This is a genomic window from Luteococcus sp. H101 (assembly GCF_038433155.1).
Classification (GTDB): domain Bacteria; phylum Actinomycetota; class Actinomycetes; order Propionibacteriales; family Propionibacteriaceae; genus Luteococcus.
The window spans coordinates 155,135-179,073 of the sequence record NZ_JBCDMW010000021.1; the positions used below are offsets into that span (position 1 = coordinate 155,135).

The 23,939-nt window shown below is 69.9% G+C and carries 22 protein-coding genes and 1 pseudogene; 17 read left to right on the forward strand and 6 right to left on the reverse strand.

What is annotated here, in order from left to right; all coding sequences use genetic code 11:
* Window positions 1-78 precede the first annotated feature (78 nt).
* The 3 genes from hemW (at window position 79) to AAEX60_RS08915 (ending at window position 3,083) form a co-directional block, all read left to right on the forward strand.
* Window positions 79-1,239, forward strand: a complete 1,161-nt coding sequence (hemW, locus tag AAEX60_RS08905) for a radical SAM family heme chaperone HemW (protein WP_342102832.1) — start codon at window positions 79-81, stop codon at window positions 1,237-1,239.
* Between the two features lie 67 nt (window positions 1,240-1,306).
* Entirely contained in the window at window positions 1,307-2,155 is an 849-nt protein-coding gene (locus tag AAEX60_RS08910; RefSeq protein WP_342102782.1) for a DUF3097 domain-containing protein, read from the forward strand.
* A gap of 145 nt (window positions 2,156-2,300) precedes the next feature.
* Window positions 2,301-3,083 carry an inositol monophosphatase family protein gene (locus tag AAEX60_RS08915; protein WP_342102783.1) on the forward strand — a complete coding sequence of 261 codons (783 nt, stop codon included), beginning with the start codon at window positions 2,301-2,303 and terminating at the stop codon, window positions 3,081-3,083.
* Window positions 3,084-3,162: 79 nt separating this feature from the next.
* Here the strand turns inward: AAEX60_RS08915 and AAEX60_RS08920 are convergent, their stop codons facing one another.
* From AAEX60_RS08920 to AAEX60_RS08930, 3 genes are read right to left on the reverse strand one after another with little or no spacing between them, the layout of a single operon-like run.
* Entirely contained in the window at window positions 3,163-4,050 is an 888-nt protein-coding gene (locus tag AAEX60_RS08920) for an MBL fold metallo-hydrolase (RefSeq protein ID WP_342102784.1), read from the reverse strand.
* 10 nt (window positions 4,051-4,060) lie between these two features.
* The gene (locus AAEX60_RS08925) at window positions 4,061-4,456 is read right to left on the reverse strand and encodes a type II toxin-antitoxin system VapC family toxin (RefSeq protein ID WP_342102786.1); all 396 of its coding nucleotides are present in this window, start codon (window positions 4,454-4,456) and stop codon (window positions 4,061-4,063) included.
* Complete coding sequence (locus AAEX60_RS08930; protein ID WP_342102789.1) at window positions 4,453-4,701, reverse strand: type II toxin-antitoxin system Phd/YefM family antitoxin; 249 nt, start codon at window positions 4,699-4,701, stop codon at window positions 4,453-4,455. The genes AAEX60_RS08925 and AAEX60_RS08930 overlap by 4 nt, the downstream gene beginning before the upstream one ends.
* 144 nt (window positions 4,702-4,845) lie before the next feature.
* Here AAEX60_RS08930 and hrcA point away from each other — a divergent pair, with 144 nt between their 5' ends.
* The 5 genes and pseudogenes from hrcA (at window position 4,846) to AAEX60_RS08955 (ending at window position 10,194) form a co-directional block, all read left to right on the forward strand.
* Window positions 4,846-5,871 carry a heat-inducible transcriptional repressor HrcA gene (hrcA, locus tag AAEX60_RS08935; protein WP_342102833.1) on the forward strand — a complete coding sequence of 342 codons (1,026 nt, stop codon included), beginning with the start codon at window positions 4,846-4,848 and terminating at the stop codon, window positions 5,869-5,871.
* A gap of 11 nt (window positions 5,872-5,882) precedes the next feature.
* A complete protein-coding gene (dnaJ, locus tag AAEX60_RS08940; protein ID WP_342102791.1) occupies window positions 5,883-7,070 on the forward strand; it encodes a molecular chaperone DnaJ in 1,188 nt (395 codons plus the stop codon).
* Window positions 7,070-7,858, forward strand: a pseudogene (locus AAEX60_RS08945) (16S rRNA (uracil(1498)-N(3))-methyltransferase); the annotation flags it as partial. The gene dnaJ and the pseudogene AAEX60_RS08945, both read left to right, overlap by 1 nt.
* 85 nt (window positions 7,859-7,943) lie before the next feature.
* Complete coding sequence (gene tgt / locus AAEX60_RS08950; RefSeq protein ID WP_342102792.1) at window positions 7,944-9,212, forward strand: tRNA guanosine(34) transglycosylase Tgt; 1,269 nt, start codon at window positions 7,944-7,946, stop codon at window positions 9,210-9,212.
* A gap of 37 nt (window positions 9,213-9,249) precedes the next feature.
* Complete coding sequence (locus tag AAEX60_RS08955; RefSeq protein ID WP_342102794.1) at window positions 9,250-10,194, forward strand: PAC2 family protein; 945 nt, start codon at window positions 9,250-9,252, stop codon at window positions 10,192-10,194.
* An 8-nt stretch (window positions 10,195-10,202) separates the two neighbouring features.
* On the opposite strand, the gene AAEX60_RS08960 is transcribed toward AAEX60_RS08955, so the two are convergent.
* Entirely contained in the window at window positions 10,203-10,523 is a 321-nt protein-coding gene (locus AAEX60_RS08960; protein WP_342102797.1) for a hypothetical protein, read from the reverse strand.
* A gap of 91 nt (window positions 10,524-10,614) precedes the next feature.
* On the reverse strand, window positions 10,615-11,316 hold the full coding sequence (locus AAEX60_RS08965; RefSeq protein WP_342102798.1) for a GNAT family N-acetyltransferase: 702 nt from the start codon (window positions 11,314-11,316) through the stop codon (window positions 10,615-10,617).
* A 45-nt stretch (window positions 11,317-11,361) separates the two neighbouring features.
* Between AAEX60_RS08965 and AAEX60_RS08970 the strand changes: the two genes are divergently transcribed.
* The 9 genes from AAEX60_RS08970 (at window position 11,362) to AAEX60_RS09010 (ending at window position 20,325) form a co-directional block, all read left to right on the forward strand.
* The gene (locus tag AAEX60_RS08970; protein ID WP_342102799.1) at window positions 11,362-12,408 is read left to right on the forward strand and encodes a nucleoside hydrolase; all 1,047 of its coding nucleotides are present in this window, start codon (window positions 11,362-11,364) and stop codon (window positions 12,406-12,408) included.
* Window positions 12,409-12,435: 27 nt separating this feature from the next.
* Entirely contained in the window at window positions 12,436-13,179 is a 744-nt protein-coding gene (locus AAEX60_RS08975; RefSeq protein ID WP_342102800.1) for a queuosine precursor transporter, read from the forward strand.
* 179 nt (window positions 13,180-13,358) lie between these two features.
* Window positions 13,359-13,802, forward strand: coding sequence for a DUF5709 domain-containing protein (locus tag AAEX60_RS08980; protein ID WP_342102802.1), 444 nt, complete (start codon window positions 13,359-13,361; stop codon window positions 13,800-13,802).
* 89 nt (window positions 13,803-13,891) lie between these two features.
* Window positions 13,892-14,689, forward strand: coding sequence for an alpha/beta fold hydrolase (locus AAEX60_RS08985; protein ID WP_342102835.1), 798 nt, complete (start codon window positions 13,892-13,894; stop codon window positions 14,687-14,689).
* 130 nt (window positions 14,690-14,819) lie between these two features.
* Window positions 14,820-16,007 carry a hypothetical protein gene (locus AAEX60_RS08990; protein ID WP_342102804.1) on the forward strand — a complete coding sequence of 396 codons (1,188 nt, stop codon included), beginning with the start codon at window positions 14,820-14,822 and terminating at the stop codon, window positions 16,005-16,007.
* A 2-nt stretch (window positions 16,008-16,009) separates the two neighbouring features.
* Window positions 16,010-17,662 (forward strand): ABC transporter ATP-binding protein, encoded by a 1,653-nt coding sequence (locus AAEX60_RS08995; protein ID WP_342102836.1) that lies wholly within the window; start codon window positions 16,010-16,012, stop codon window positions 17,660-17,662.
* Window positions 17,659-18,213, forward strand: a complete 555-nt coding sequence (locus AAEX60_RS09000) for a hypothetical protein (protein WP_342102806.1) — start codon at window positions 17,659-17,661, stop codon at window positions 18,211-18,213. The genes AAEX60_RS08995 and AAEX60_RS09000 overlap by 4 nt, the downstream gene beginning before the upstream one ends.
* A complete protein-coding gene (locus AAEX60_RS09005; protein WP_342102807.1) occupies window positions 18,203-19,651 on the forward strand; it encodes a sensor histidine kinase in 1,449 nt (482 codons plus the stop codon). Before AAEX60_RS09000 ends, AAEX60_RS09005 begins: the two co-directional genes overlap by 11 nt.
* The gene (locus tag AAEX60_RS09010; protein WP_342102808.1) at window positions 19,648-20,325 is read left to right on the forward strand and encodes a response regulator transcription factor; all 678 of its coding nucleotides are present in this window, start codon (window positions 19,648-19,650) and stop codon (window positions 20,323-20,325) included. The genes AAEX60_RS09005 and AAEX60_RS09010 overlap by 4 nt, the downstream gene beginning before the upstream one ends.
* On the opposite strand, the gene AAEX60_RS09015 is transcribed toward AAEX60_RS09010, so the two are convergent.
* Window positions 20,298-23,705, reverse strand: coding sequence for a bifunctional proline dehydrogenase/L-glutamate gamma-semialdehyde dehydrogenase (locus AAEX60_RS09015; protein ID WP_342102810.1), 3,408 nt, complete (start codon window positions 23,703-23,705; stop codon window positions 20,298-20,300). The two genes, AAEX60_RS09010 and AAEX60_RS09015, sit on opposite strands and share 28 nt — an antisense overlap.
* Window positions 23,706-23,939: the final 234 nt, after the last annotated feature.

Genomic DNA, 23,939 nt, shown 5'->3' on the forward strand with positions numbered 1-23,939 from the left:
CATTCGCGGCTGCCCGGCTAGGCTGGCCCGGTGCCCTCCGTGCTGCCCGATGGTGAACCCGTCCCCGAGGACGGGGCCCTGCCCGCCTCCGCCCTGGCCGAGCTGCCGGGTACCCCGCTGAGCATCTACCTGCACGTGCCCTTCTGCGCCACCCGCTGCGGCTACTGCGACTTCAACACCTACACCTCCAATGAGTTGCAGGGCACCGGCACCGCCGACTACCTGCGGGCCGCGCACGCGGAGATCGAGCTGGCGCGGCGGGTGCTGGGCGATGACCTGCCCCGGGCCAGCACCGTTTTCTTCGGCGGCGGCACTCCCACCATGCTGTCCGGTGGGGAGCTGGGCGGGCTGCTGGGGCACGTCCGCGACGCCTTCGGGCTGGCCCCCGACGCCGAGGTGACCACCGAGGCCAATCCGGAGACCGTCACCCCACACTTGCTGGACGAGCTGTTGACGGCCGGTTTCACCCGGATCAGCCTGGGCATGCAGTCCTCCGACGCGGGGGTGCTGAAGGTCTTGGAGCGCCGGCACACCCCCGGACGGGCGGTGGAGGCCGCCAGACTGGCGCACACGGCCGGCTTCGGTGACGTCAGTTTGGACCTGATCTACGGGACGCCGGGGGAGAGCCAGGACGCCTGGCGGGCCAGCCTTGAGGCCGCCCTGGAGGCCGAACCGGAACACATCAGCGCCTACGCCCTGATCGTCGAGGACGGCACTCGGCTGGCCAACCAGATCCGTCGCGGCCAGCTGCCGATGACCGATGACGACGACCTGGCGGACAAGTACCTGCTCACCGAACAGGTGCTGACCGGGGCCGGTTTCGAGGCCTACGAGGTGAGCAACTGGTCGCGCGGGTCACAGCACCGGGCCCGGCACAACATGGCCTACTGGCTCGGGCACACCTGGTGGGGGATCGGGCCGGGGGCCCACAGTCACGCGGGTGGGGTGCGCTGGTGGAATGTGAAGCATCCGCGGACCTATGCGGCGGCGCTGGATTCGGGGCGCAGCCCCGGGGCAGGCCGGGAGCTCGTCGCGGCCGAGGACCGACGGGTGGAACGGGTGCTGCTGGAATTGCGGCTGGCCGACGGGCTGCTGTGGGAGGTGCTCACCGATTCCGAGCTGCGCCGGGTGCCGGACTTCGTCGAGCGCGGCCTGGCCAGGATCACCCAGGACCGGCTGGTGCTGACGCTGCAGGGCCGGCTGCTGGCCGACGCCGTGATCCGGGACCTGCTGGACTGAGTCGGCCTCTGCCGCGGTGGGCGCGTCCGGTGGGAAAGCGAATCCGGGCCGGGTAGCCTCGCTCGACGTGGATCGCTACAACAAGGACGTCCTGAGCAAGGGCTGGCAGAAGGCCGGCAAGCCGCAGACCGTCGACCTGCCGATGGAGCTGGGGATGATCGTGGAGGAGCCGTCCACCGGCTTCGCCGGGGAGATCGTCAAGTGGGAGAACGGCGTCGTGGTGCTGGAGAACTACAAGCTCAAGCGCCGCTCCTTCCCGGTGGGCCCGGGCTTCGTCGTCGACGGCAAGCCGGTGCGGCTGTGCGTCCCGCCGCGCACCGGCAAGGCGGAGCAGAAGTACACCGCCTCCGGCTCCCGGGCCAGCGAGAAGACCGTCGCCAAGGTGGCGCTGCCCAGCCGGATCTACGTCGAGGGGCGGCACGACGCGGAGCTGGTGGAGAAGGTCTGGGGTGATGACCTGCGCCACGTCGGCGTGGTGGTCGAGTACCTGGGCGGAATCGACGACCTGGTGGGCATCGTCGCCGAGTTCAAGCCAGAGAAGGGCCGACGGTTGGCCGTCCTGGTGGACCACCTGGTCACCGGCTCCAAGGAGTCCCGGATTGCCAAGGAGGTGGCCAAGGGCGGCTACGGCGAGTTCGTGCTGATCGGCGGGCACCGTTTCATCGACGTCTGGCAGGCGGTCAAGCCGGAACGGATCGGGATCAAGAAGTGGCCCGAGGTGCCCATGGACGTCGACTGGAAGAAGGGCACCCTGGCCGCCCTCAACCTGCCGCACCAGGACCAGAAGGACGTCGCCCAGGCCTGGCAGGCGATCCTGGCCCGGGTCACCAGCTTCCGGGACCTGGAGCCCAGCTTCAACACCGAGGTGGAGAAGCTGATCGACTTCGTCACCCAGGACCACGTCGACGAGTTCTGACCGCGCCCCGAGCACCAAGTCTCCCCAGGTAGAAGCCGTCGGCGGGCGCCAGTTTTGGACGCGACGGCATCGGGGCGCGCGAAACCGACGGGCCGCACGGTGGCCCCGGGAGGACCCCGAGCCCGGAGGTGAATAGGCTGGAGTCATGGTGACTACGCAGGATGTCCTGGAGCTGATGCAGCGGGTGGCCGCCGAGGTGATCACCCCGCGCTTCCGCGCCCTGTCCGACGCGGAGGTGGAGCAGAAGAATCCGGGGGACTATGTCACCATCGCGGACCGTGAGTCCGAGATCCTGCTCACCCGGGAGCTGCGACGGATGTTCCCCGGCGCGGTGGTGGTGGGCGAGGAGGCCTGCTTCAACCAGCCGGAGCTGGAATACACCCTGGGTGGCGTGGAGCACGGCTTCACCGTGGACCCGGTGGACGGCACCCGCAATTTCGTGGCCGGCAGCCCCGACTTCGCCGTGATGATCGCGGAGGTGGTCAAGGGCGAGCAGACCCGCGGCTGGATCTGGCAGCCGGAACACGGCACCTCCTTCGTCGCGGAGCGCGGCGCGGGGGTGGAACGCAATGGCCAGCTGTTGACCAGGGGTCCGGTGCGGGACCTGCCGGTGGGCGCCACCAGCAAGCACCGTCGCCACGGCTTCGACGGTCAGGGCAGCCTGGCCCCGGTGGAGCGTTCGGCCTGGTGCTGCGGGATCGACTACCCCAAGGTGCTCACCGGGGAGCTGGACTATCTGGTCTACAGCCAGGTACACCCGTGGGACCACCTGCCGGGAACCCTGATGGTGCGCGAGATCGGCGGGGCCGCCCGACGCTGGGACGGCGTCGACTACACCGCCGACTGGCCCGGGCCGGGGCTGCTCAGCGCCGCGACGCCGGAACTGTGGGACCGGGTGGCACGGGTGTGGGGCGAGCCCGACCGCTGAACGCTGAAGGCCCCAGGGCCTGTCGAAGGGACCGGCTGGGGCCTCGATGGGCTCGGCCGCCGTGGTTGGGCGCGGCTGGTCACGTGATGATCGGCAACAGCGTGCTCTTGGTCACGCCCTTGACCTGCAGGGACTGGTAGAGCCAGGGCAGGGCATTGGCGACGCTCTGTGGGGCGAAGGGCCAGTCCACCTCGCGAGGACCGTTCAGGTCCGCCACCACGTCGTCGATGGTCATGCCGTTCTTGATGCAGTCCTCGGCGGCCGCCCACAGCTTGGAGATGTTGGCCCGCTGGTCGGTGACCTGCTGGAGGCTGGCCACCGGGCCGTGGCCGGGGATGAACAGCGCATCCTCGCGGGCATTCTTCAGCACCCCGTCCAGCGCCTGCGGCCAGCTGTCGACGTGCGAGTCCGGGCCCACCATCGGGTCCGAGGAAGTCTCCACCATGTCCCCGACGAAGGTGATCCGAGCGTCGGGCACCTGCACGAACAGGTCGGAATCGCTGTGGCCCGGGCCCAGATGCACCAGTTCCACCACCCGACTGCCCAGGTCAATGGCGTGCAGGAAGGAGATGGTGTGGCCGGGCGCCACCAACTCGGCGGGGTCGAAGCCCAGGTCCCGCCGGATCACCTCCGGGTCGACGTCCGGGTCATGGGTGCCTTCCAGATGGGCCAACAGGTTCTCGTGCCCGATGCTGACCGCGTCGGGGGCCTCGGCCAGCACGCCGGCCAGGCCGTAGAAGTGGTCGAAGTGTGCGTGGGTCACCACGACGTGGGTGACCGGCCGACCGGCCAGCCGATGGGCGGAGGCGGCCAGCTCCCGACCCTGCGCGGGGGAGGAGCCGGTGTCCACCAGCAGCACCCCGTCGCGGCCGATCACCAGACCGGCATTGACCGACGCCGGTTCCAGCGGCGCCACGTACACGTCGTCGCGGACCAGCTGCCAGTCACCCAGGGAGAATTCACGCATGCGCCCGAGCCTAGCTATGCGCATCCAGGGTTGCGACCTCCGCGGCTGCCAGCAGGCGCTGGTCGGTGGTGATCAGGACGATGCCCTCCACTGAGGCCTGGGTGGCGATCAACCGATCAAAGGGATCGGCATGGTCCAGCTGGAGCGCGTCCAGGTGCCGCACGAACTCGGTGGTCACCGCCAGTTCGCGCAGCCGGCTCTTCCGAAGTCCGTCGAAGAAGTCCGCGGTGATCGCCAGCCGCCCCTTCGCCTGTTTGATCATGATCTCCCAGATCGAGGCGGCCGAGTAGTAGCCCGCCGAGGCTGTTCGGATGTACTCCACGGTCTGGGGACCCAGCGATCCGAGATCCGGCTCCAGCAGCCGCAACAGGGCGTTGGTGTCCAACAGGAATCGGTGGCCGCTCACAGCGGTTCCTTGGCGGAGGTCTCGAACAGTTCCAGGAGCTCCTCATCCGGCTCGTCCAGGTCACGGCCTGGCTCCACCCGAACGGTCCCCTTGCCGGTGCCGAAGACGATCTCGATGTCGTCGTGCCGCACCAGATCGGCAATTGGGCGGCCAGCCCGTGCAATGGTCACGCGTTCCCCCTGCTCCACCAGCTCCAGCAGCCGCGACAGGTGGGTCTTGGCCTCATGGATGTTCACGGTCGTCATACGACCATGGTATGAACTTAGTCAAACTTAGCCCAGTGCGGTCCGAGGCGCTGGGTTGTCCGGTCCGCCCGTCGGTCGGGCGCGGTATGCTGGCACTCGCGCCATTCGAGTGCCAAAATGCAGCGAGACGACGAGGAGGGGATGATGCTCGACGACCGCAAGATGGACGTGCTGAAGGCCATCGTCACCGACTACGTCTCCAGCAAGGAGCCGGTGGGCTCCAAGGCGCTGGTGGAGCGCCACCAGCTGAACGTCTCCCCGGCCACCGTGCGCAATGACATGGCGGTGCTGGAGGAGGAGGGCTACATCACCCAGCCCTACACCAGCGCCGGCCGGATCCCCACGGACAAGGGCTATCGCCTGTTCGTGGACCGGTTGGCGACGGTCAAGCCACTCTCCGCCGCGGAGAAGCGCGCCATCCAGACCTTCATGGCCGGCGCGCTGGACTTGGATGACATCGTCACCCGCACGGTGCGGATCCTGGCCCAGATCACCCAGCAGGTGGCGATTGTGCAGTATCCGGTCAGCACCTCGGCGCAGGTGCGCCACATCGAGTTGGTCAGCCTGACGGCGGACCGGGTGCTGGTGATCCTGATCAACTCCACCGGCCGGGTGGAACAGCGTTCCGTCGAGCTGCCGACGCACTCCGAGGAGGCGTTGGCGGAGCTGCGGGGGCGGCTCAATGCCGCCGTCGTCGGGCTGACCCCGGCTCAAGGTGCGGACCGGTTGGCCACCCTGCTGGCCGAACTGCCGCCCACCATTCCCCGGCACTGGGCCAACACCGTCGTCGCGACGGTGTTGGAGATGCTGGCCGACGACCCGTCCACCCGGATCGCGGTGGCCGGGGTGCCCAATCTGAGCCGCTTCGGTGACCAGTTCGAGACCACGGTGCGGCCCGTGCTGGAGGCGCTGGAGGAGCAGGTGGTGCTGCTGCACCTGCTGGGCGAGGCCAGCACCGGGATGGCCGGCGACGTCACCGTGCGGATCGGGCAGGAGAATCCGTACGAGCGTCTCCAGTCGACCTCGCTGGTGGCAAGCACCTATGGTTCTCCCGACGAGTCCTGGGCCAGTCTGGGAATCGTCGGCCCCACCCGGATGGACTACCCCTCAACCATGGCCTCGGTACGTGCCGTGGCCCGATATGTTGGCCGCTTCCTGGCAGAAGGATGACTTTCATTCCCATGAGTTCTGACTACTACGAGATCCTCGGCGTCGAGCGCGATGCCACGCCCGAGCAGATCAAGAAGGCCTACCGTCGGATGGCCATGAAGATGCACCCCGACGTCAGCACCGAGCCGGATGCCGACGAGAAGTTCAAGCAGGTGCAGGAGGCCTATGAGGTGCTCTCCGATCCGCAGAAGAAGTCCATCTTCGACCGCGGCGGGGACCCCATGGGCGGCGGCTTCGGTGGCATGGGCGGGGCCGGTGGCTTCGGCGGTTTCCCGGGTGGTGGTTTCGGCGGTGGCTTCGACTTCACCAACCTGGTGGATGCCATGTTCGGACAGCAGGCCCAGCGCGGCCCGCGCTCCCGGGTGCGGCGCGGGCAGGACGCCCTGGTCCGGCAGAGCCTGGGGCTGGCGGAGGCCGCCTTCGGCGTCACCAAGCCGCTGAGCGTGGAGACCGCCGTGGTCTGCCCGCGCTGCACGGGCTCGGGCTGCGCCGACGGCGCCGAGCCGGTGACCTGCACCACCTGCAATGGCAATGGCGAGATCACCCAGATCCAGCGCTCCTTCCTGGGCGACATCCGCACCTCCCAGCCCTGCCCCAACTGCCGTGGCTACGGCAACGTGATCCCGCACCCCTGTGGCGAGTGCTCCGGCGAGGGCCGGGTGCGTTCCAGCCGCACCCTGAACGTCAAGATCCCCGCCGGGGTCAGCACCGGCAACCGGATCCACCTGGAGGGGCAGGGTGAGGTGGGCCCCGGCGGCGGCCCCGCCGGCGACCTGTACGTGGAACTCGTCGTGCAGAACCACGAGGTCTTCACGCGCGACGGCGACAACCTGGAGATGGTCCTGCGGGTCCCGATGACTGCGGCGGCGCTGGGTACCACGCTGACCGTCGACACCCTGGAGGCGGAGCGGGAGGACTCCGACGAGTCCGAGCGCACCCTGGAGGTGGAGATTCCCGCCGGCACCCAGAGCGGAACCCGGATGGCCGTCGCGGGCCGTGGCATCCCGCGGCTGCGCGGCAATGGGCGGGGCGAGCTGGGGATCACCTTCGTCGTGCAGACCCCCACCAAGCTCGACGGCCACCAGCGTGACCTGCTCAAGCAGCTGGCCGAGGCCCGGGGTGAGACCTCGGTCACGGCGCAGGTGCACAAGGGCAAGCAGGGTGTCTTCGACCGACTCAAGGAAGCCTTCGGGGCCTGATGAGCGACGCGCTCTTCCTCGCCGAGATCGGCGACGTGGCCGTCGGTGACCGGGTGGCGGTCACCGGCGACGAGGGGCGGCATGCCGCCGTCGTGAAGCGGATCGAGCTGGGGGAGTCGGTGTTGTTGGCCGACGGCCGTGGCCGGGCCGTGCGTGGTCCGGTGGTGGAGGTCTCCAAGCAGGGGATCGTCATCGAGGTGGCTGAGCAGCTGACCCAGCCGGCACGACGATTCCGCTGGGTGGGGGTGCAGGCCCTGGCCAAGGGTGACCGCTCCGACCTGGCCGTCGAGACGATGACCGAGCTGGGCATCGACGAGGTACTGGCCTGGCAGGCCAGCCGTTCGATCGTGCGCTGGACCGCCGAGAAGTCCACCAAGGGGCTGGCCAAGTGGGCCGCCACCGCGCGGGAGGCCACCAAGCAGTCGCGCCGCTTCCGGATCCCCGAGGTGGGCTTCGTGTCCACCAAGCAGTTGGTGGCTCGGATCGAGCAGGCCGACCTGGCGCTGGTGCTGCACGAGTCGGCGAGCCAGTGGATCGGCGAGGTGGCGCTGCCCGGGGCCTCGACAGGCTCGGCCGCCGTGGTCGACTCCGAGCCGAGCCCTGCTCCGGTCCCCGAGCCGGTCGAGGGGTTCGAGGTGTTGTTCATCATCGGCCCGGAGGGTGGCATCAGCCCCGACGAGCTGGCCGCCTTCGAGGCTGCCGGTGCCCGCGCCGTGCTGGTCAGCGACGGGGTGCTGCGCACCTCCACCGCCGGTGTGGTGGCCCTGGCTCAACTGCAATTGCTGGCGGGAGCAGTGGCCTCGACCAGCTCGGCCGACGTCCCCACCCCGGAGCGCAACCCGGCCCCGGTCCCCGAGCCTGTCGAGGGGTTCCGTGACTGACTTCTCCTTCACCCCGCGCACCGTGCTGGACAACGGGATCGGCCGCACCGGCACCATCCACACCCCGCACGGCGACATCCAGACACCGGCCTTCATCGCCGTCGGCACCAAGGCCACCGTCAAGGCCGTCCTACCGGAGGCCATCAAGGAGCTGGGCGCCCAGGCGGTGCTGGCCAATGCCTACCACCTCTACCTGCAGCCGGGCAGCGACCTCGTCGACGAGGCGGGCGGTCTGGGCCGTTTCATGAACTGGCCCGGGCCCACCGTGACCGACTCGGGCGGTTTCCAGGTGATGAGCCTGGGCGCCGGCTTCAAGAAGGTGATCGAGATGGACGCCAAGCGCGCCGAAGCAGATCACGCGGTGGCCGCCGGCAAGGAGCGGTTGGCGCACGTCGACGACGACGGGGTGACCTTCAAGAGCCATCTGGATGGCACGAAGCACCGGTTCACCCCCGAGGTGAGCATGCGGGTGCAGCACCAGCTGGGCGCCGACATCATGTTCGCCTTCGACGAGCTGACCCACCTGCACAATTCCCGCGGCTACCAGGAGGAGGCGCTGGAGCGCACCCGTCGCTGGGCGGAACGCTGCCTGGCCGAGCACAAGCGGCTGACCGATGAGCGTGCGGACAAGCCCTACCAGGCACTGTTCGGGGTGATCCAGGGCGCCCAGTACGAGGACCTGCGGCGCAAGGCCTGCCGGGACCTGGGTGGGATGGAGGTCGACGGGCAGCGCTTCGACGGCTTTGGCTACGGCGGGGCGCTGGAGAAGGAGAATCTGGGCGCCATCTGCCGCTGGATGAGCGAGGAACTCCCCTTCGACAAGCCGCGACACCTGCTGGGGATCAGTGAGCCGGATGACTTCTTCGCCGCCGTGGCCGCCGGGGCGGACACCTTCGACTGCGTCAACCCGTCGCGGGTGGCCCGCAATGCGGCCATCTACACCGCCGACGGCCGCTACAACCTGACCACCGCCCGCAACCGGCGCTCCCTCGAGCCGCTGGAGGATGGCTGTGACTGCTACACCTGCCAGCACTACACCCGGGCCTACCTGCACCACCTGTTCAAGGCCAAGGAGATGCTGGCCTCGACCCTGGCCACCATCCACAATGAGCGCTTCACGGTGCGGCTGGTGGACAGCATCCGTCGGTCCATGGACGACGGGGACTTCGCGGCCCACCGGGAGGACTTCCTGGGCCGTTTCTACGGGAATGTCAACGCCGCCTCCGGCGTTGAGAGGGCAACTGACCAGCTGCAACATTGATGGCTGCAAGACCCACGTTTGCAATGGAGATGGTGTGATGAAGGACCCGCGGGAGCTCTACGAACTGTCCGGGGCGCCCAGCTATGGCGCCCCGGCGCTGATCGCGCTCTCCGGTTTCATGGACGCCGGGCAGGCGGCCCAGTTGGCCGCCCAGCACCTGGTGGACAACCGCCCCAGCCGGATCATCGCGCGTTTCGACGTGGACCAGCTGGTGGACCATCGCTCGCGTCGCCCCGTGATCACCTTCGACAAGGACCACTACACCGACTACCAGCCGATGGAGCTGGTGGTGCGGGTGGTCACCGATGACGCCGGCAAGGACTTCCTGCTGTTCACCGGACCCGAACCGGACTACCAGTGGGAGCGCTTCTGCGCCGCCGTCGCCATCCTGCTGGGGGAGCTGGGATCGACGCTGGCCGTGGGCCTGCACGGGATTCCGTGGGGGGCCCCGCACACCCGGCCGGTGGGTCTGACGGCGCACTCGGTGGATCAGTCGTTGATTGCCGGTTATGCGTCGATGCACGACAAGATCCAGCTGCCCAGCTCGGTGGAGGCACTGCTGGAGGTGCGGCTGCCCGAGACCCATATCCGCACCGTCGGCTTCTCCGTGCACGTGCCGCACTACCTGGCCGGCGCCGAGTTCCCGGCCGGTTCGGTGCGCCTGCTGGATTCCGCGGCCGAGGCGGCGGAGCTGGCATTGGCCGTACCGGACCTGCGCAGCGCCGCCGACGAGTACCTGCGGGAGATCGACGCCCTGGTGGCGCAGAACCCGGAGAATGCCGAGGCGATCGGCCAGATGGAGGCTGCCTATGACCAGGCCACTGCTGGCCGCGAGCTGAACGGCCCTCAGCCGCGGCCGGAGGTGGACGAGTCCGAGCTGCCCACCGGCGATGACCTGGCCGCCGAGTTCGAGCAATTCCTCAAGGACTCGGACAAGGGCAATGGCAAGGGCAAGGAGGGCGGCTTCGGACTGGGGGAGTGACCCGCGGCTCAGTGCAGCGGCAGGACGTGCAGGATCAGCACGCCGGCCAGCGCGACGGCGGCCAGCCCGGCGAAGACGAGGCCCGCGGCCCAGACCAGCCGGTTCTCCCACGCGAAGCGCCGGTCATTGAGCATCATCGCGGCGCCGACGAAGCCAGCCAGCGGGGGCATCGCCATCAGCCAGATCGGCGGCTCGTGCTTGATCAGGTGCAGGAAGCTGGTGATGGCCATCACCACGATGCCGGCTAGCATCAGACAGATCGGTAGCCAGGGCAGGACCCGCTTGGGGTGCTTGACGGCAGTGTCCTGACTGGTGGAGGTGGTGGCCATCATCATGTTCTCCCGGGGTCGGTGGCGCCGTTCACGGCTGCTGTGACCACAGGCTAGCGAGGAGGCCGCGCCGACGAACCGGTGGGGTGGCCTATTGACCCGGAAACTCCACACCAAATTGCCCGGCCAGGGCGGCCAGGAAGTCGTCCGACGCCCGGTGGCCGTCGCGTTCGGCCCGGGCCATCGCCATCCCGACGGATCGCAGCCGGTCCAGTTGGTCCCGGTCCGCCTGCTTCACCGCGGTGGCCTGCAGGCCGTGCAACAGGGTGCGGACATCGATGTGGGCGTCCAGCCAGTCGGTCATCCTGATCCGGTAGCGCACCACCTCGTCCGCGCCGTCGCCGGTCAGGGTCATGCCCAGCTTGATCATCACCCGTCGGGAAGACAGGTTTTCCCGCAGGGTCTCGGCAACGACGCTGGCGGCGCCCAGGCCGTTGAAGGCCGCATCGACCAGGGCTCGGGAGCCCTCGGTCGCCAGGCCCTGGCCCCAGCGCTCCGGCCGCAGCCGGTAGCCCAGCTCCGGATTGAAGATGTCCCCGTCGGGTCCGGGACGCAGGTGGAACCAGCCGACGAAGCACCCGTCGTCAACCAACCGGGCGGTGAAGAAGCCGTAGTCATGGTGCAGTTGACTGATCACCGTCGCCCGGCGGATGGAGTCCGCCACCTGGTCCCGGCTGCGCGGATCGCCGGGGAGGAAGTCCAGCACCCCGGGCTGCTGGTCCAGGTCATGCCAGTCGTCGACGTCGTCCAGGGTGACCGGCTCCAGCGACAGCCGTGGGGTGCGCAGTTTCATCCCGCCATTGTGTTGAGGGGCGCGGCGTGCTGCAAGACTGGCGGGGTGAAGATCATCGCGGATGTGGACACCGGGATCGACGACGCCTGCGCCCTGCTCTACCTGGCCGGGTGTGAGGATGTGGAGCTGCTGGCCGTCACCACCAGCAGTGGGAACACCACCGCCCAGCAGTCGGCGCTGAACTCACTGGCGGTGCTGGACGTGGCGGGCCTGCCCGAGGTGGAGGTGGCCGTCGGCAGCCCGTCGCCGTTGGTGCGCCCGCTGGTCACCACCCCGGAGACCCACGGCCCGGGCGGGATTGGCTACGCGCACCTCACCGATCATTCGGACCGGCTCTCCCACCGACCCTGGTTGACGCTGTGGCGGGACCATCTGCTGGCCCATCCCGGTGAGGTCACGTTGCTGGTCACCGGTCCCATGACCAATCTGGCGATAGCCCTGGCGGCATTCCCGGAGCTGCCGGAGCTGGCCCGCCGGATCGTGATCATGGGCGGCTGCTTCTGGCACCTGGGAAACACCACCCCGACGGCGGAGTGGAACACCTGGTGTGACCCGGACGCCGCCAAGCGGGTGCTGGCCGCCTTCGAGGGCCGACCCGACGAGCAGCTGCCCATTCTGTGCGCGACGGAGATGACCGAGCGGGTGGAATACACCCCGGGCCTGCTGGACGCCTTGTTGGCGCGCTGTGGCGCGCGCCCCGTGCACTATGACCTGGACCGGCTGCGGGTCAGCGAGCCGGAGGCGAAGACCGGCCACCCGGCGCTGGACCTGCTGGCCGACGCGCTGCGCTTCTACTTCGAGTTCCACCACGACTACGAGCAGGGCTATGTGGCGCACCTGCACGACCTGTTCGCCGCGCAGGTGGCGGCGGGGCACGCGGAGGCCCGGCTGCTGCCCAGCGTGGTGGACGTCGAGGCGGACTCCGAGCTGTTGCGCGGCACCACGGTGCGCGACGACCGGGGGATCTGGGGGAGACAGCCGACCGCCCGGGTGGTGGTGGACAACGATCCCGACGCGGTCTTCGCCGAGTTTGCCCGCAGCCTGCAGCGGCTGACCGACCCAGCCAGAGGTGCCGGCAGATTCACCCAGTGAGGGATCGGCGTGGTTGGATGGTGCGCCGTGACCAGCACCCCCGAGACCCAGCGTCCTGAGACCCAGGCTCCCGAAACCCCGGAGCCTCGCGGCGCGGCTTCCTATGCTGAGGTGCCGCGCAGCTACTACGACATCGTGATGGCCGTCTTCGTCGGCCTGTTGCTGATCTCCGGGGTGACGGCCACCAAGCTGTTCGAGGGGCCCCGGATCCCGTTCTTCAGTGACTGGTTCTACGGCGGTGGGCCGCTGATCTTCGACGGTGGCGCCTTCCTGTTCCCGCTCAGCTATGTGGTGGGCGACATCATGACCGAGGTCTACGGCTGGCGACGCGCGAAGCGGGCCATCTGGACCGGGTTCGCGCTCACCTTCCTGGCCGCGGTCACCTACCGGATCGTCTCCCTCACCCACCCGGTGCCCGGTTTCGAGGCCTGGGACGGGGTGCTGTCGCCGGTCACCCGGATCACCGTTGCGGGGCTGGCCGGCTACCTTGCCGGAAACCTGCTGAACTCCCTGGTGGTGGTGCGGCTGAAGGCCCGCGCCGGGGAGAGCAATGTGGCGGCCCGCCTGATCGGGTCCACCCTGGTTGGTGAGCTGGTTGACACCCTGATCTTCTGCACCATCGCCTTCGCCGGCACCATCAGCCTGGCCGAGCTGGGCAACTACACGGTCACCGGCTACGTCTACAAGTGCCTGGTGGAGGTCTGCGTGGTGCCGATCACCCTGCAGATCATCAAGTACCTGAAGCGGGTGGAGCCCAGCTACGGCCGGTGAGCATCGGGCATGGGCGAGGGCAGGAAATTACGCCCACAGGGCGGCCGGAGTGACTGCGCCCACAACCGCCGTGGCGTCATCCTACCCGCTGGGGCAAGCCCTGAAAAGAGTCGCGAAATGCACTCCTACTAGGGGTGTGACTGCCTGACAGGAGATCGAATCAGTGCCATGATCGAGCCATGGCAGACGATGTTGAGATCCCGGACGAGTCGGAGCAACTGGACCAGTTGCAGGCCGACGACACGCTCGTCGACCGCGGTGTCGACGATGTGCTCGACGAGGGCTACACCACGCCCGAGAACTGGTCTCCCGCGCAGGGCTACGGCAACACGGTGACCGAGATGCGCGAGGGCGAGACCATCGAGCAGCGGATGAAGCAGGAGGTTCCGGACCCGGACCCCGACAAGCCGGTGGAGAAGTGGAATCCCGACGGCGAGAAGCGCGAGGTGGGTTCCAAGCGGGCCGGCCGGCTGGTCGACGTCGGCAACGGCGGCGTCTACTCCGACCATGAGAGCGAGGCCGTCGCGCAGGAGGTCGGGATCGACGGCGGTGCCGCCCCCGCCGAGGAGGCCGCGGTGCACGTGATCGATCCCACCGAGGACGTCGACGACGAGGACGAGTGACCGTGCAGCCCAGCATCGACGTCGTCACCGGCGCCCAGATCAGCCCCGAACGCGAGCTCTACCCGGAGATCGAAGCCTATGACGCGGGCATGCTCGACGTCGGGGACGGCAACCGGATCTACTACGAGCAGTCCGGCAAACCCGACGGCAAGCCCGCGGTCTTCCTGCACGGCGGACCCGGGGGCGGTGGCGGCACCAACCGGCGGCGCTTCTTCAACCCGGAGCGCTACCGGATCATCTGTCTGGACCAGCGCAATTGCGGCCAGTCGGAGCCCAATGCCGCCGACGGCGCTGACCTGACCTGCAACACCACCTGGCACCTGGTGGCCGACCTGGAGCGGTTGCGCGAGCACCTGGGGATCGAGCGGTGGCTGGTCTTCGGTGGCTCCTGGGGCAGCACCCTGGCGCTGGCCTATGCCGAGACCCATCCCGGCCGGGTGACCGAGCTGGTGCTGCGCGGCATCTTCACCCTGCGTCGCAGCGAGCTGGACTGGTACTACAACGACGGCGCCAGCCACGTCTTCCCCCACCACTGGGAGGGCTTCTGCGCGCCGCTGGCCGAGGCGGGGCACGACTTCAGCCAGGACAACATGGCGGCCTACCACCGGGAGCAGCTCACGTTCGCCCGGATCGAGAACCACTACTTCGTCAACGGCGGTTTCATGCGCGACGGCCAGCTGATCGAGGAGGTGGACCGGATCCGGCACATCCCCTGCGTGATCGTGCAGGGTCGCTATGACATGTGCTGCCCGGCCCGGACCGCGCATGACCTGGCGACGGCCTGGCCGGAGGCGGACCTGCACATGGTGCTGGCCGGGCATTCGGCCTTCGAACCCAACATCACCTCGGAGCTGGTCAAGGCCACCGACCGGTTCGCCGCGGGATAGCCGGCCAGATGGGGAAAGGGGCCGCGGGCCACGATGAGGAAGCTGTCATCTTGGCCTCATGATCGGGTCACACCGGCTGCCTAACGTCGGGGACGTCAGCACGACAGCGTCCACGAAACGGAGTCCCCGCATGACCGCCACCTTCATCGCCGCCAGCAACTCCCGCAAGCTCCCGGTCACCGAGACCACCCCCACGGTGCCGGAGCTCACGCCGTTCAATCCGGCCCAGCCGTCGGCGGCCAGGGTCTCCAGCCCGCTGCCGCGGACCCGGCTGCAGCGGGCCAAGATGGCCTACACCACCCGCTTCTTCGCGGAGCAGGTGCAGCATGATGCCGACGGCCATGAGCTGGTCAGCGGCAGCGATGTGGTGCCCCGCGCCGGTGATCTGGTGCTGGCGCGGGTGGTGGAGATCGGCAAGCACACCCGGCTGGAGAGCCCGCAGAGCCGGCGTCAGCTGCTCTTCCCCGGCGACGAGATCGTGGTGGCCTATGGGCACCGCTACGCCCCGGACCAGTTCGAGGCCGAGGTGCCCACCAGCCTCGAGCAGACCAACCTGGTGGCCGCCGGGGGGCTGGCCGGCCGGGTGACCGCCCAGCACGCCAGCATCGATGCCGCCACGGTGATCCAGCCGCTGGGGCTGGTGGCCCGGGACGGCGAGGTGCTGAACCTGACCGGTTTGGCGCCGCACCGGGCGCAGAGCTCGCCCCAGCGTCGCCCCGGTGAGCGGCCACGGCTGGTGACGGTGCTCGGCACCTCGATGAACTCGGGCAAGTCCACCACCCTGGCCTGCCTGATCAACGGGCTGACCGCCGCGGGGCTGAGCGTCGCCGCCGGCAAGGCCACCGGCACCGGTGCTGGCGGTGATCCGCGGATGTTCGTCGATGCCGGGGCGTCAACCGTGCTGGACTTCACCGACTTCGGCCATGGCTCCACCTACCGTCTGGGCTACGACGAGCTGAAGGCCCTGGTGCTCTCGGTGATGGCGGCGCTGTCCCACGCCGACACCGACGTGGTGGTGCTGGAGATTGCCGACGGGATCTACCAGGGCGAGACCTCCCGGCTGATCGCCGACCCCGAGGTGCAGGCCTGGATCGACACCCTGGTCTTCGCCGCCGGCGACGCGCTGGGTGCCACGAAGGGCGTCGACCTGCTGGCGGAACATGGTCTGCGGGTGGCTGCGGTCAGTGGCGTGGTCACGGCCTCGCCGCTGGCCACCCGGGAGGCCGACGCCGTTCTGCCGGTCAGCCTGGTGCCCACCTTTGACCTCACCATCCCGGAGACGGCGCGCGAGGTGCTGGGCACGCGCGCCCGGGCGTGACCATGCTTCCCCGGTTGTGGCGGGGCCGGCGTCGGCTGCTGCTGGTGGGGCTCACCCTGTCCGGCCTCGGCCAGGCCGCTGCCGCCACCGTCACGGCGCTCTTCACCCCGCGGCTGCTGACCGTGGCCCACCGTCCCCACCAGTTGTGGCTCGCGCTGCTGCTGGTGAGCGTGGCCAGCGCCCTGGGCGGCCTGCGGGTGCTGGAACGCGTCCTGGGGGAACAGCTGGGCCAGGACTATGTGCACGAGATCCGGATGCACCTGGTGCGGGCCGCCCTGACCGGCCGCGGACCATCGGTGGGGGTGACCATCGCGCGGACCACCAATGACCTCACCTCGGTGCGCAACTGGGTGGTGCTGGGCATCGTGCCGCTGCTGGTGGGGGTGCCGATGTTGCTCGGCTCGCTGGTGGCCCTGGCGCTGCTCTCGCCGCTGTTGGCGGTGGCGGTGGCCGTGCCGGTGGGCCTGCTGGGGGCGATGCTCGCCCTCGTCGCTCCGGCACTGCGGCGACGCGCCGCGGCCCTGCGTCGCAAACGGGGCACGCTGGCCGGGGTGATTGCCGACACCGTGCAGGCGGGTGCCTCCATCCGGTTGGCCGGCGGTGTGGAGCGCGAGGTGCGAAGGCTGGCCCAGGACAGCCGCCAGGTGGCGGACCGAGCCGTATCCCGGGCGGTGTTGTCCGGCTGGCTGCGGGGGGCCGCCGCCAGCATCGCCACCATCGCGATGGTGGTGGTGGGTGCCGCCGGTGCGATCGCCGGGGTGGATGCCGCCACGATCGCCGCCGCCTTCATCATCGTCGGAATGTTGGCGACGCCGGTCAGTGACCTGGGCCGGGTGAGCGAGTACCGACAGTCCTTCCTGGTGGCACGAGGGATTCTCGGTCCAGAGGTGCAGCGGTCCCGCGATCACCGCGCCGCGGAGCGACGCCACCAGCGGCGCAACCGGAACCGGACCGTGCGGGAGGACGGCGGGACCATCCATCTGGCCGACCTGTGGTTGGCGGGACGGACGGTGCCTGAACTGGTGGCGATGCCGGGCGAGGTGGTGGTGCCCCGCAGTGCCGATCCCGCTCGCCTGCGCGCGCTGGTGGACGCGTTGACCCATCCCGAGATGACCCCCGCCGCCTGGCTCCAGGTCGCCGGGGCCGACCTCACCCGGCTCACCCCGGTGGAGCGTCGCGGGCTGGTGTCCTATGCCGCGCCCGGGTTGCCGGTGGAACGCGGCACCGTGGCTCGAGTGGTGCGCTATCGCGCGCCGAACAGTGACCAGCCGGTGGAGCCGGTGTTGCGTGAGGTCGGCCTGGCAGATCTGGTGGCCGGCCTGGACAAGGGGGAGCGGACCACGCTGCGGCGAGGCGGCGAGCCGCTCAACCTGGAAGAGCGCGCCCGGCTCCAGCTGGCGCGGGCCTGGTATGCCGAACCCGCGCTGATGGTGCTGGACGGGATTGACCAGCCGTTGGATCCCGAGGGTCGGCAGCTGTTGGCCGACGGGATCCGTCGCCGTCGGGGCGTGACGCTGCTCATCAGCGACCGGGCTGGGGAACTGGTCCCCGGCCACCGGGTGTGGGACCTGGATGCGGACCCCGCTCAGCCCTGCCTGCCCGCGAACCACAACCGGGTTCCGGCCCGGGACAGTACCGAAGGAGTGCATGCGTGATGACCAACAGATGGCGCTACCTGGCGGGGGTGCTCGGCGTCGGTCTGGTGCTGGTGCTGCTGGCCCAGGCCCTGGTGCAACGGCCGGGTGGCCCCCAGGTGGAACAGGATCTGGTGCAGTTGCCCACCCCGTCGTCCTCATCAGGCCGAGCCTCCGCCAGCACGTCGACTGACCCGGCCAGTGCCGCCTCCGCCTCCGCCGCCTCCGCGGCCGCGAGCCGCTCCGTGGAAGCGCGGGTCAGGGCCCAGGCGAGGGCCTCTGCAGCGGCCAGGGCGAAGGCGGATGCCGCCGCCAAGTCCAGGGCTGCCGCGAAGGCCAGGGCCGAGGCTGCGGCCCGGGCGAAGGCAACGGCGGCCGCCACGGCACAATCCACCGGCCAGCCCGTCACTCGGACCACCACCCGCCAGACCACCCGGGTTCCGGCTCCGGTGCGCACCAGAACCCAGGCACAGCCGCCGCCGGTCTGGCAGGGTGGGGACGACGATGACGACCGTGGCGCAGATGATGACCGCGACGAAGCCGACGACGACCAGGACGACGATGACGATTGAGGGATCCGGCCGGTCCGGCCGGTGGCGGATCGTCGGTTGGATGCTGGCCACCTTGGCCCTCGCGCTGTCAATCGTGGTGATCGTGGTGCGCAGCCTGCTGATCGGCCAGGTGGCCGAGCTGGCCAACCGGGATGTCTCCCAGGAGTTGAAGGAGTTCACCAGCTTCGTGGAGGAGGGGGTGGACCCGGAAACGGGCAAGCCCTTTGCCAGCACCAAGCGGTTGTTCGAGGTCTACCTCAGCCGGCAGCAGGCCGGTTCCCACGAGCTGATCGTCGGCTGGTTGGGTGCCGACGCCACCAGCCTCGAGGTGCGGGGGCCACTGGCGCCCACGCCGGGGGAGTACGAGTTGGCCCAGGATCCGGAGTTGATTGCCGAGCTGTCCCGCGCCAGTTCGGGGGTGCACCAGACACCCGTCGGGGAGCTCAGATGGGGTCGCTCGGTGGTGTCCACCGCCCAGGGTTCCCCCGATGCCCTGGTGGTGGGCGTCTTCACCAGGGTGCCGGAGCAGCGGGCGCATGAGGCGGTCCGGACCCTCGCCCTGGTCTCGCTGCTGTCGTTGGCCTTGGCCGGCTTGGTGAGCTGGCTGGTGGCGGGCCAGATCCTGCGGCCAGTGCGGCTGGTGCGTCAGGCCGCTGCCGAGATCACGGAGCGGGACCTCACCCGTCGGATCCCGGTGGGTGGCCGGGACGACATCTCCGGGCTGGCCGCCACCTTCAACCAGATGCTGGACCGGCTGGAGGACGCCTTCGAGGCCGAACAGCGCTTCGTGGATGATGCCGGGCATGAGCTGCGCACGCCGATCACGGTGATTCGCGGTCACCTGGAGTTGATGGGGGATGATCCGGCCGAGCGCCGGCAGACCATCGCGCTGGTCACCCAGGAGCTGGACCGGATGGCCCGGATAGTCACCGACCTGCTGGCCCTGGCCAAGGCCGACCGGCCGGACTTCGTGCAGTTGACCGAGCCGGTGGACATCGCCCAGCTCACCCTGGACCTGGACGCCAAGGTCCAGGCGCTGGCGAACCGACGCTGGCAGCTGCGCCACGTGGCGGAGGGCCAGGCCGTGCTGGATGCCCAGCGGATCACCCAGGCCGTGCTGCAGCTGGCGCACAACGCGGTCCAACACACTCGGGAGGGGGACGTGATCAGCCTGATGAGTCGTTTCGTCGACGATGAGCAGGGCCGGTTGCTGCAGATCGCGATCACCGACAGCGGCCCGGGGGTCGCGCCGCCGGACCGAGAACGCATCTTCGAACGCTTCGCCCACGGCACCCCGGCGGATGGATCCCGGCACGCCGGCGCCGGTCTGGGCCTGCCGATCGTCAAGGCGATCGCCGAGGCGCACCACGGCCGGGTGCAGGTGGACAGCCCACCCGGCCAGGGCGCCACCTTCACCCTGGTCATCCCCGTCGACCCCGACCGAACGGAGCAGGCATGAGCACCATCCTGATTGCCGAGGACACCGCCAGCATCGCCGCCTTCGTGGAGAAGGGGCTGCGGGCCGCGGGCTACCAGACCGCCAGCACCGGCGACGGTCCGACGGCGCTGGTGCTGGCCAGCAGTGGCGGATTCGACCTGATGATTCTGGACCTGGGGTTGCCCGGGATGGACGGCTTCGAGGTGCTGCGTCAGCTGCGGGCCAAGGGCAGCACACTCCCGGTGGTGATCCTCACTGCGCGGGACTCGGTGACCGACACGGTGCACGGCCTGGAGGGCGGCGCCAATGACTACGTCACCAAGCCCTTCCAGTTTGCCGAACTCCTGGCCCGGGTGCGGCTGAGGCTGGCAGAACCCGCCCACCGGGCCGGCCCGAGCGCCGAGCTGGCCGCGGGCGGCATCCGGTTGGACCTGCTGACCCGCCGCGCCCGGGTGGACGATGGGGAGCCCTGCGACCTCACCTCCCGGGAGTACCGGTTGCTGGAAGTCTTCCTGAACCATCCCGGGCAGGTGCTCAGCCGGGAGCAACTGCTCGGGATGGTCTGGGAAATGGACTTCGACCCCAGCTCCAATGTGGTCGACGTGCTGGTGCGGTCCCTGCGCGGCAAGATCGGCGCCAGCCGGATCGAGACCGTTCGGGGCATGGGCTACCGGCTGGTGGTGCCGGGCAGGTGACCGAAGCGGTGCAGGGTGTGGCTGATGGCCTGCTCGCGCAGCAGGCAGAGCAGTTCCCGGCGGCCGTTGGCCAGCACCGGGCCGGTGAGCAGCGCCACCTCGGGTGAGGTGATCTGCAGACCGTCGGGCCGACCAATCACCCGCACTCGGACATCCTCAGCCGCATCCCCGCTCTGAGCCTGGATCCGGGCGCCGAACGCGGCGGCATCCTCGTGGACCACCGGGTGCCCCGCCAGCCGACCGGCCAACGGGAAGCCGGCGTCGACGCTGACCTGCACCGGCAGCCCCACCAGGCGCGCCGCCAGCAGCGTCCGGGCCAGATCGGCCGGCCGGCCATCAGCCTGCAGCCGGAGCCAGACCTGGGGGAGGGGTCGGTAGCGGAACTCGTTGCGTTCGCTGAGTAGGCCGCTGGCGTCGTGCCCGGTGGCAAATTCCGCGGCCCAGCAGGCGGCGTCGCTGCCGATGGCCACCTGCAGCCAAGCCCGCTCGTCGGCGGCCAGGCCCAGGGCGGCCACCAGCGCCTCCAGCTCCCGGGTGACCTCCGGGGAAGGGGCGATGCGGAACTGCGGGAGGCCAGCCTCCTGCCAACACCCCAGCTGCGCGACGTAGTTGGGGCCACCCGCCTTGGCGCCGGGGCCCACCCCGGAGCCCTTCCAACCGCCGAAGCTCTGCCGCTGCACGATGGCGCCGGTGATGTGGCGGTTGACGTAGGCATTGCCCACCGCCACCCGCTCCAGCCAGCGCGCCACCTCGGCCTCGTCCAGGCTGTGGATGCCGCCGGTCAGTCCGAAGCCGGTGCCGTTCTGCCAGTCGAGCGCCTGGTCCAGGTCCTTGGCGTGCATCAGCCCCAGCACCGGCCCGAAGACCTCCGTCAGGTGGAAGAAGCTGCCCGGCTTCACCCCGTCCTTGACCCCGGGGCTCCACAGCCGGCCCTCGTCGTCCAGCTGGCGGGGCTCCACCAGCCAGGTCTCGCCGGGTTCCAGCGTGGTCAGAGCTCGTCGCAGCTTGTCCGACGGCGGTTCGATCAGCGGCCCCATGCCGGTGCCCAGGTCCTGCGGCCAGCCCACCCGCAGCGACTTCACGGCGTCCACCAGCTGGGTGCGCAGCCGCTTCGAGTCGCCCGCGGACCCCACCAGGATGCCCAGCGACGCGGCGGAGCACTTCTGCCCGGCATGCCCGAAGGCCGACTTCACCAGGTCGGAGACCGCCAGGTCATAGTCGGCGCTGGGCGTGATCACCAGTGCGTTCTTGCCCGACGTCTCGCCGTAGACCCGCGGCCCGCGCGGGTGGGTCTGGCGCCAGCCGCTGAACAGCTCGGCGGTGGCGGTGGCCCCGGTGAGCAGCACGGTGTCCACGTCGGGATGGCTGATCAGGGCCTGGCCCACCTCATCCTCCCCGGTGCGGACCAGCTGGAAGAGTTCGCGCGGCACGCCCGCCTCCCACAGCGCCTCGGCGGCCACCTGGACGCACAGCGGGGTCTGCGGGGCGGGCTTGATCACCACGGCGCTGCCGGCGGCCAGGGCGGCCAGCACCCCACCGATCGGGATGGCCACCGGGAAGTTCCAGGGGGGAGTGACCAGCACCAGCCGGTCGGGGGTGAACCGGGCGCCGTCGGCCATCAGCCCGGTCTCCAACTCCTCCGCGCAGCGGGCGTAGTAGCGGGCAAAGTCGACGGCCTCGCTGATCTCGGGATCAGCCTCGGCCACGGTCTTGCCCGCCTCCTGGGTCATCACCGTCAACAGTTCCCCGCGTCGGGCCTGCAGTGCCCGGGCGGCGTTGCGCAGCACGGCGGCCCGTTCGGCCACCGGCCGGGCCGCCCAGGCGGGCTGGGCGGCGAGGGCCGTGGCCACCACCCGGTCCACCGCCTCGGTGCTGTCCAACCACTGGCTGCTGTGTTCCGGCAGCGGGGAGTCGACGGCCTGTCGGGCCCAGTCCCGGTTGGGCGCCAGCGCCGGATCGGTGTCCGGGGTGTTGCCGAACTCGTCGGGGATGGCCGCGGGCTCGGGGCTGCGGCGCGGCCCCACCGGATTGCTGTCCATGGCCGCCACCGAGTCCCGGAAGCGCTGCTCCTGATCGGGCATGGCGGCGGGATCCTTGGCAAAGAAGGCGTGCAGGAAGTTCTGCGGCGCGGCATTCTCCTCCAGGCGTCGCACCAGGTAGCCGACGGCGACGTCGAAGTCCCTGGGGGCAACCGCGGGGGTGTACAGGATCACGGTGCCGACGGTGTCGCGGACCGCCCGGGCCTGGGAGGGGCTCATGCCCTGCAGCATCTCCACGTCCATGCGCTCGGTGGCGCCGCGGGATTCGGCCAGCAGGTGGGCGAAGGCCACGTCGTACAGGTTGTGGCTGGCCACCCCGATCCGCAGGGCGCCCGCCGCGTCGTCGCGCAGGGCACGCTCCACCAGGGTGAGGTAGTTGGCATCCACCTGCGGCTTGTCCCCGTAGGGCGCCAGCTGCCAGCCGTGCAGCTCGGCCTCGACGGCCTCCATCGCCAGGTTGGCGCCCTTGACCAGCCGCACCTTGACCGGCGCCCCACCGGCCGCGACCCGCTGCTTGGCGAAGCCGATCAGGTCTTCCAGCGCGGCCAGCGTGTCGGGCAGGTAGGCCTGCAGCACGATCCCGGCCTCCAGCGGCGCGAACTCGGGCTCACTGAGCAGCCGCTTGAAGACGGCGACGGTGAGGTCCAGGTCCCGGTATTCCTCCATGTCCAGGTTGACGAAGGCGTGCGGGCTCTTGGCCAGGGCGGCGCGGTAGAGCGGGCGGAGCCTCTCCAGGCAACGTTCGACGGTGCCCTCCAGGTCCCAGGTGCTGATCTGGCTGACCAGGGAGCTGACCTTGATGGAGACGTAGTCGACGTCGGGCCGCTGCAGCAGCGCCAGGGTGCGGTCGGCTCGGGACTGGGCCTCGGCCTCACCCAGCACCAATTCGCCCAGCAGGTTGATGTTGAGCCGGAAGCCGTCGGCGCGGGAGGCGGCCAGGTGCTTGGCCAGCGCCGGGTCCTGCGCGTCCACCACCAGGTGGCCGACCAGCTGGCGCAGCCGCTTGCGGGCCACCGGCACCACCAGTTGCGGGGAGACCCGGGCGGCCAGGGAGCCGGCGCCCAGCAGACCGCGGTCGGTGCGGCCCAGGAAGCCCGCGGCGTCGGCAGCGGAGATTCGGCTGAGCTCCCGGGCGGCCACCCGGACATCCTCGGGCCGGGCCACCCGGTCCACGAAGCGCATCGCCAGGTCCAGCCCCGCGGCGTCCTGCAGCAGGGCGGCGAGCTGCCCGGTGGTGGCGGCCTCACTGGCAGTCTGGCCCTCCTCGGTGGCGCGGGCCCACCGCTCGGCCAGCGCGATGGCGGGATCAACAAGGGCGGACAGCTCGGTACGTTCAGCCATGACAACTCCTGCGGTGTGTGGCGGACCCGGGACGTCGTCGTCCGGGAATGTTCCCAGACTAGGAGCCAGCACCGACAGTTTTCACCTCGGGAGGAGGTTGGGGCCGAAGAACCTGTGTCCGGGGGCGGGAGCGGGACCGGTGGCGGAGCCGGCCGGCATGTCAACTGTGAGCAAGCTCTCGCAGACAAATACTCGGTCGGTCTGTCCTCGGGGTCGGTCGGCTGTCATAGTTCA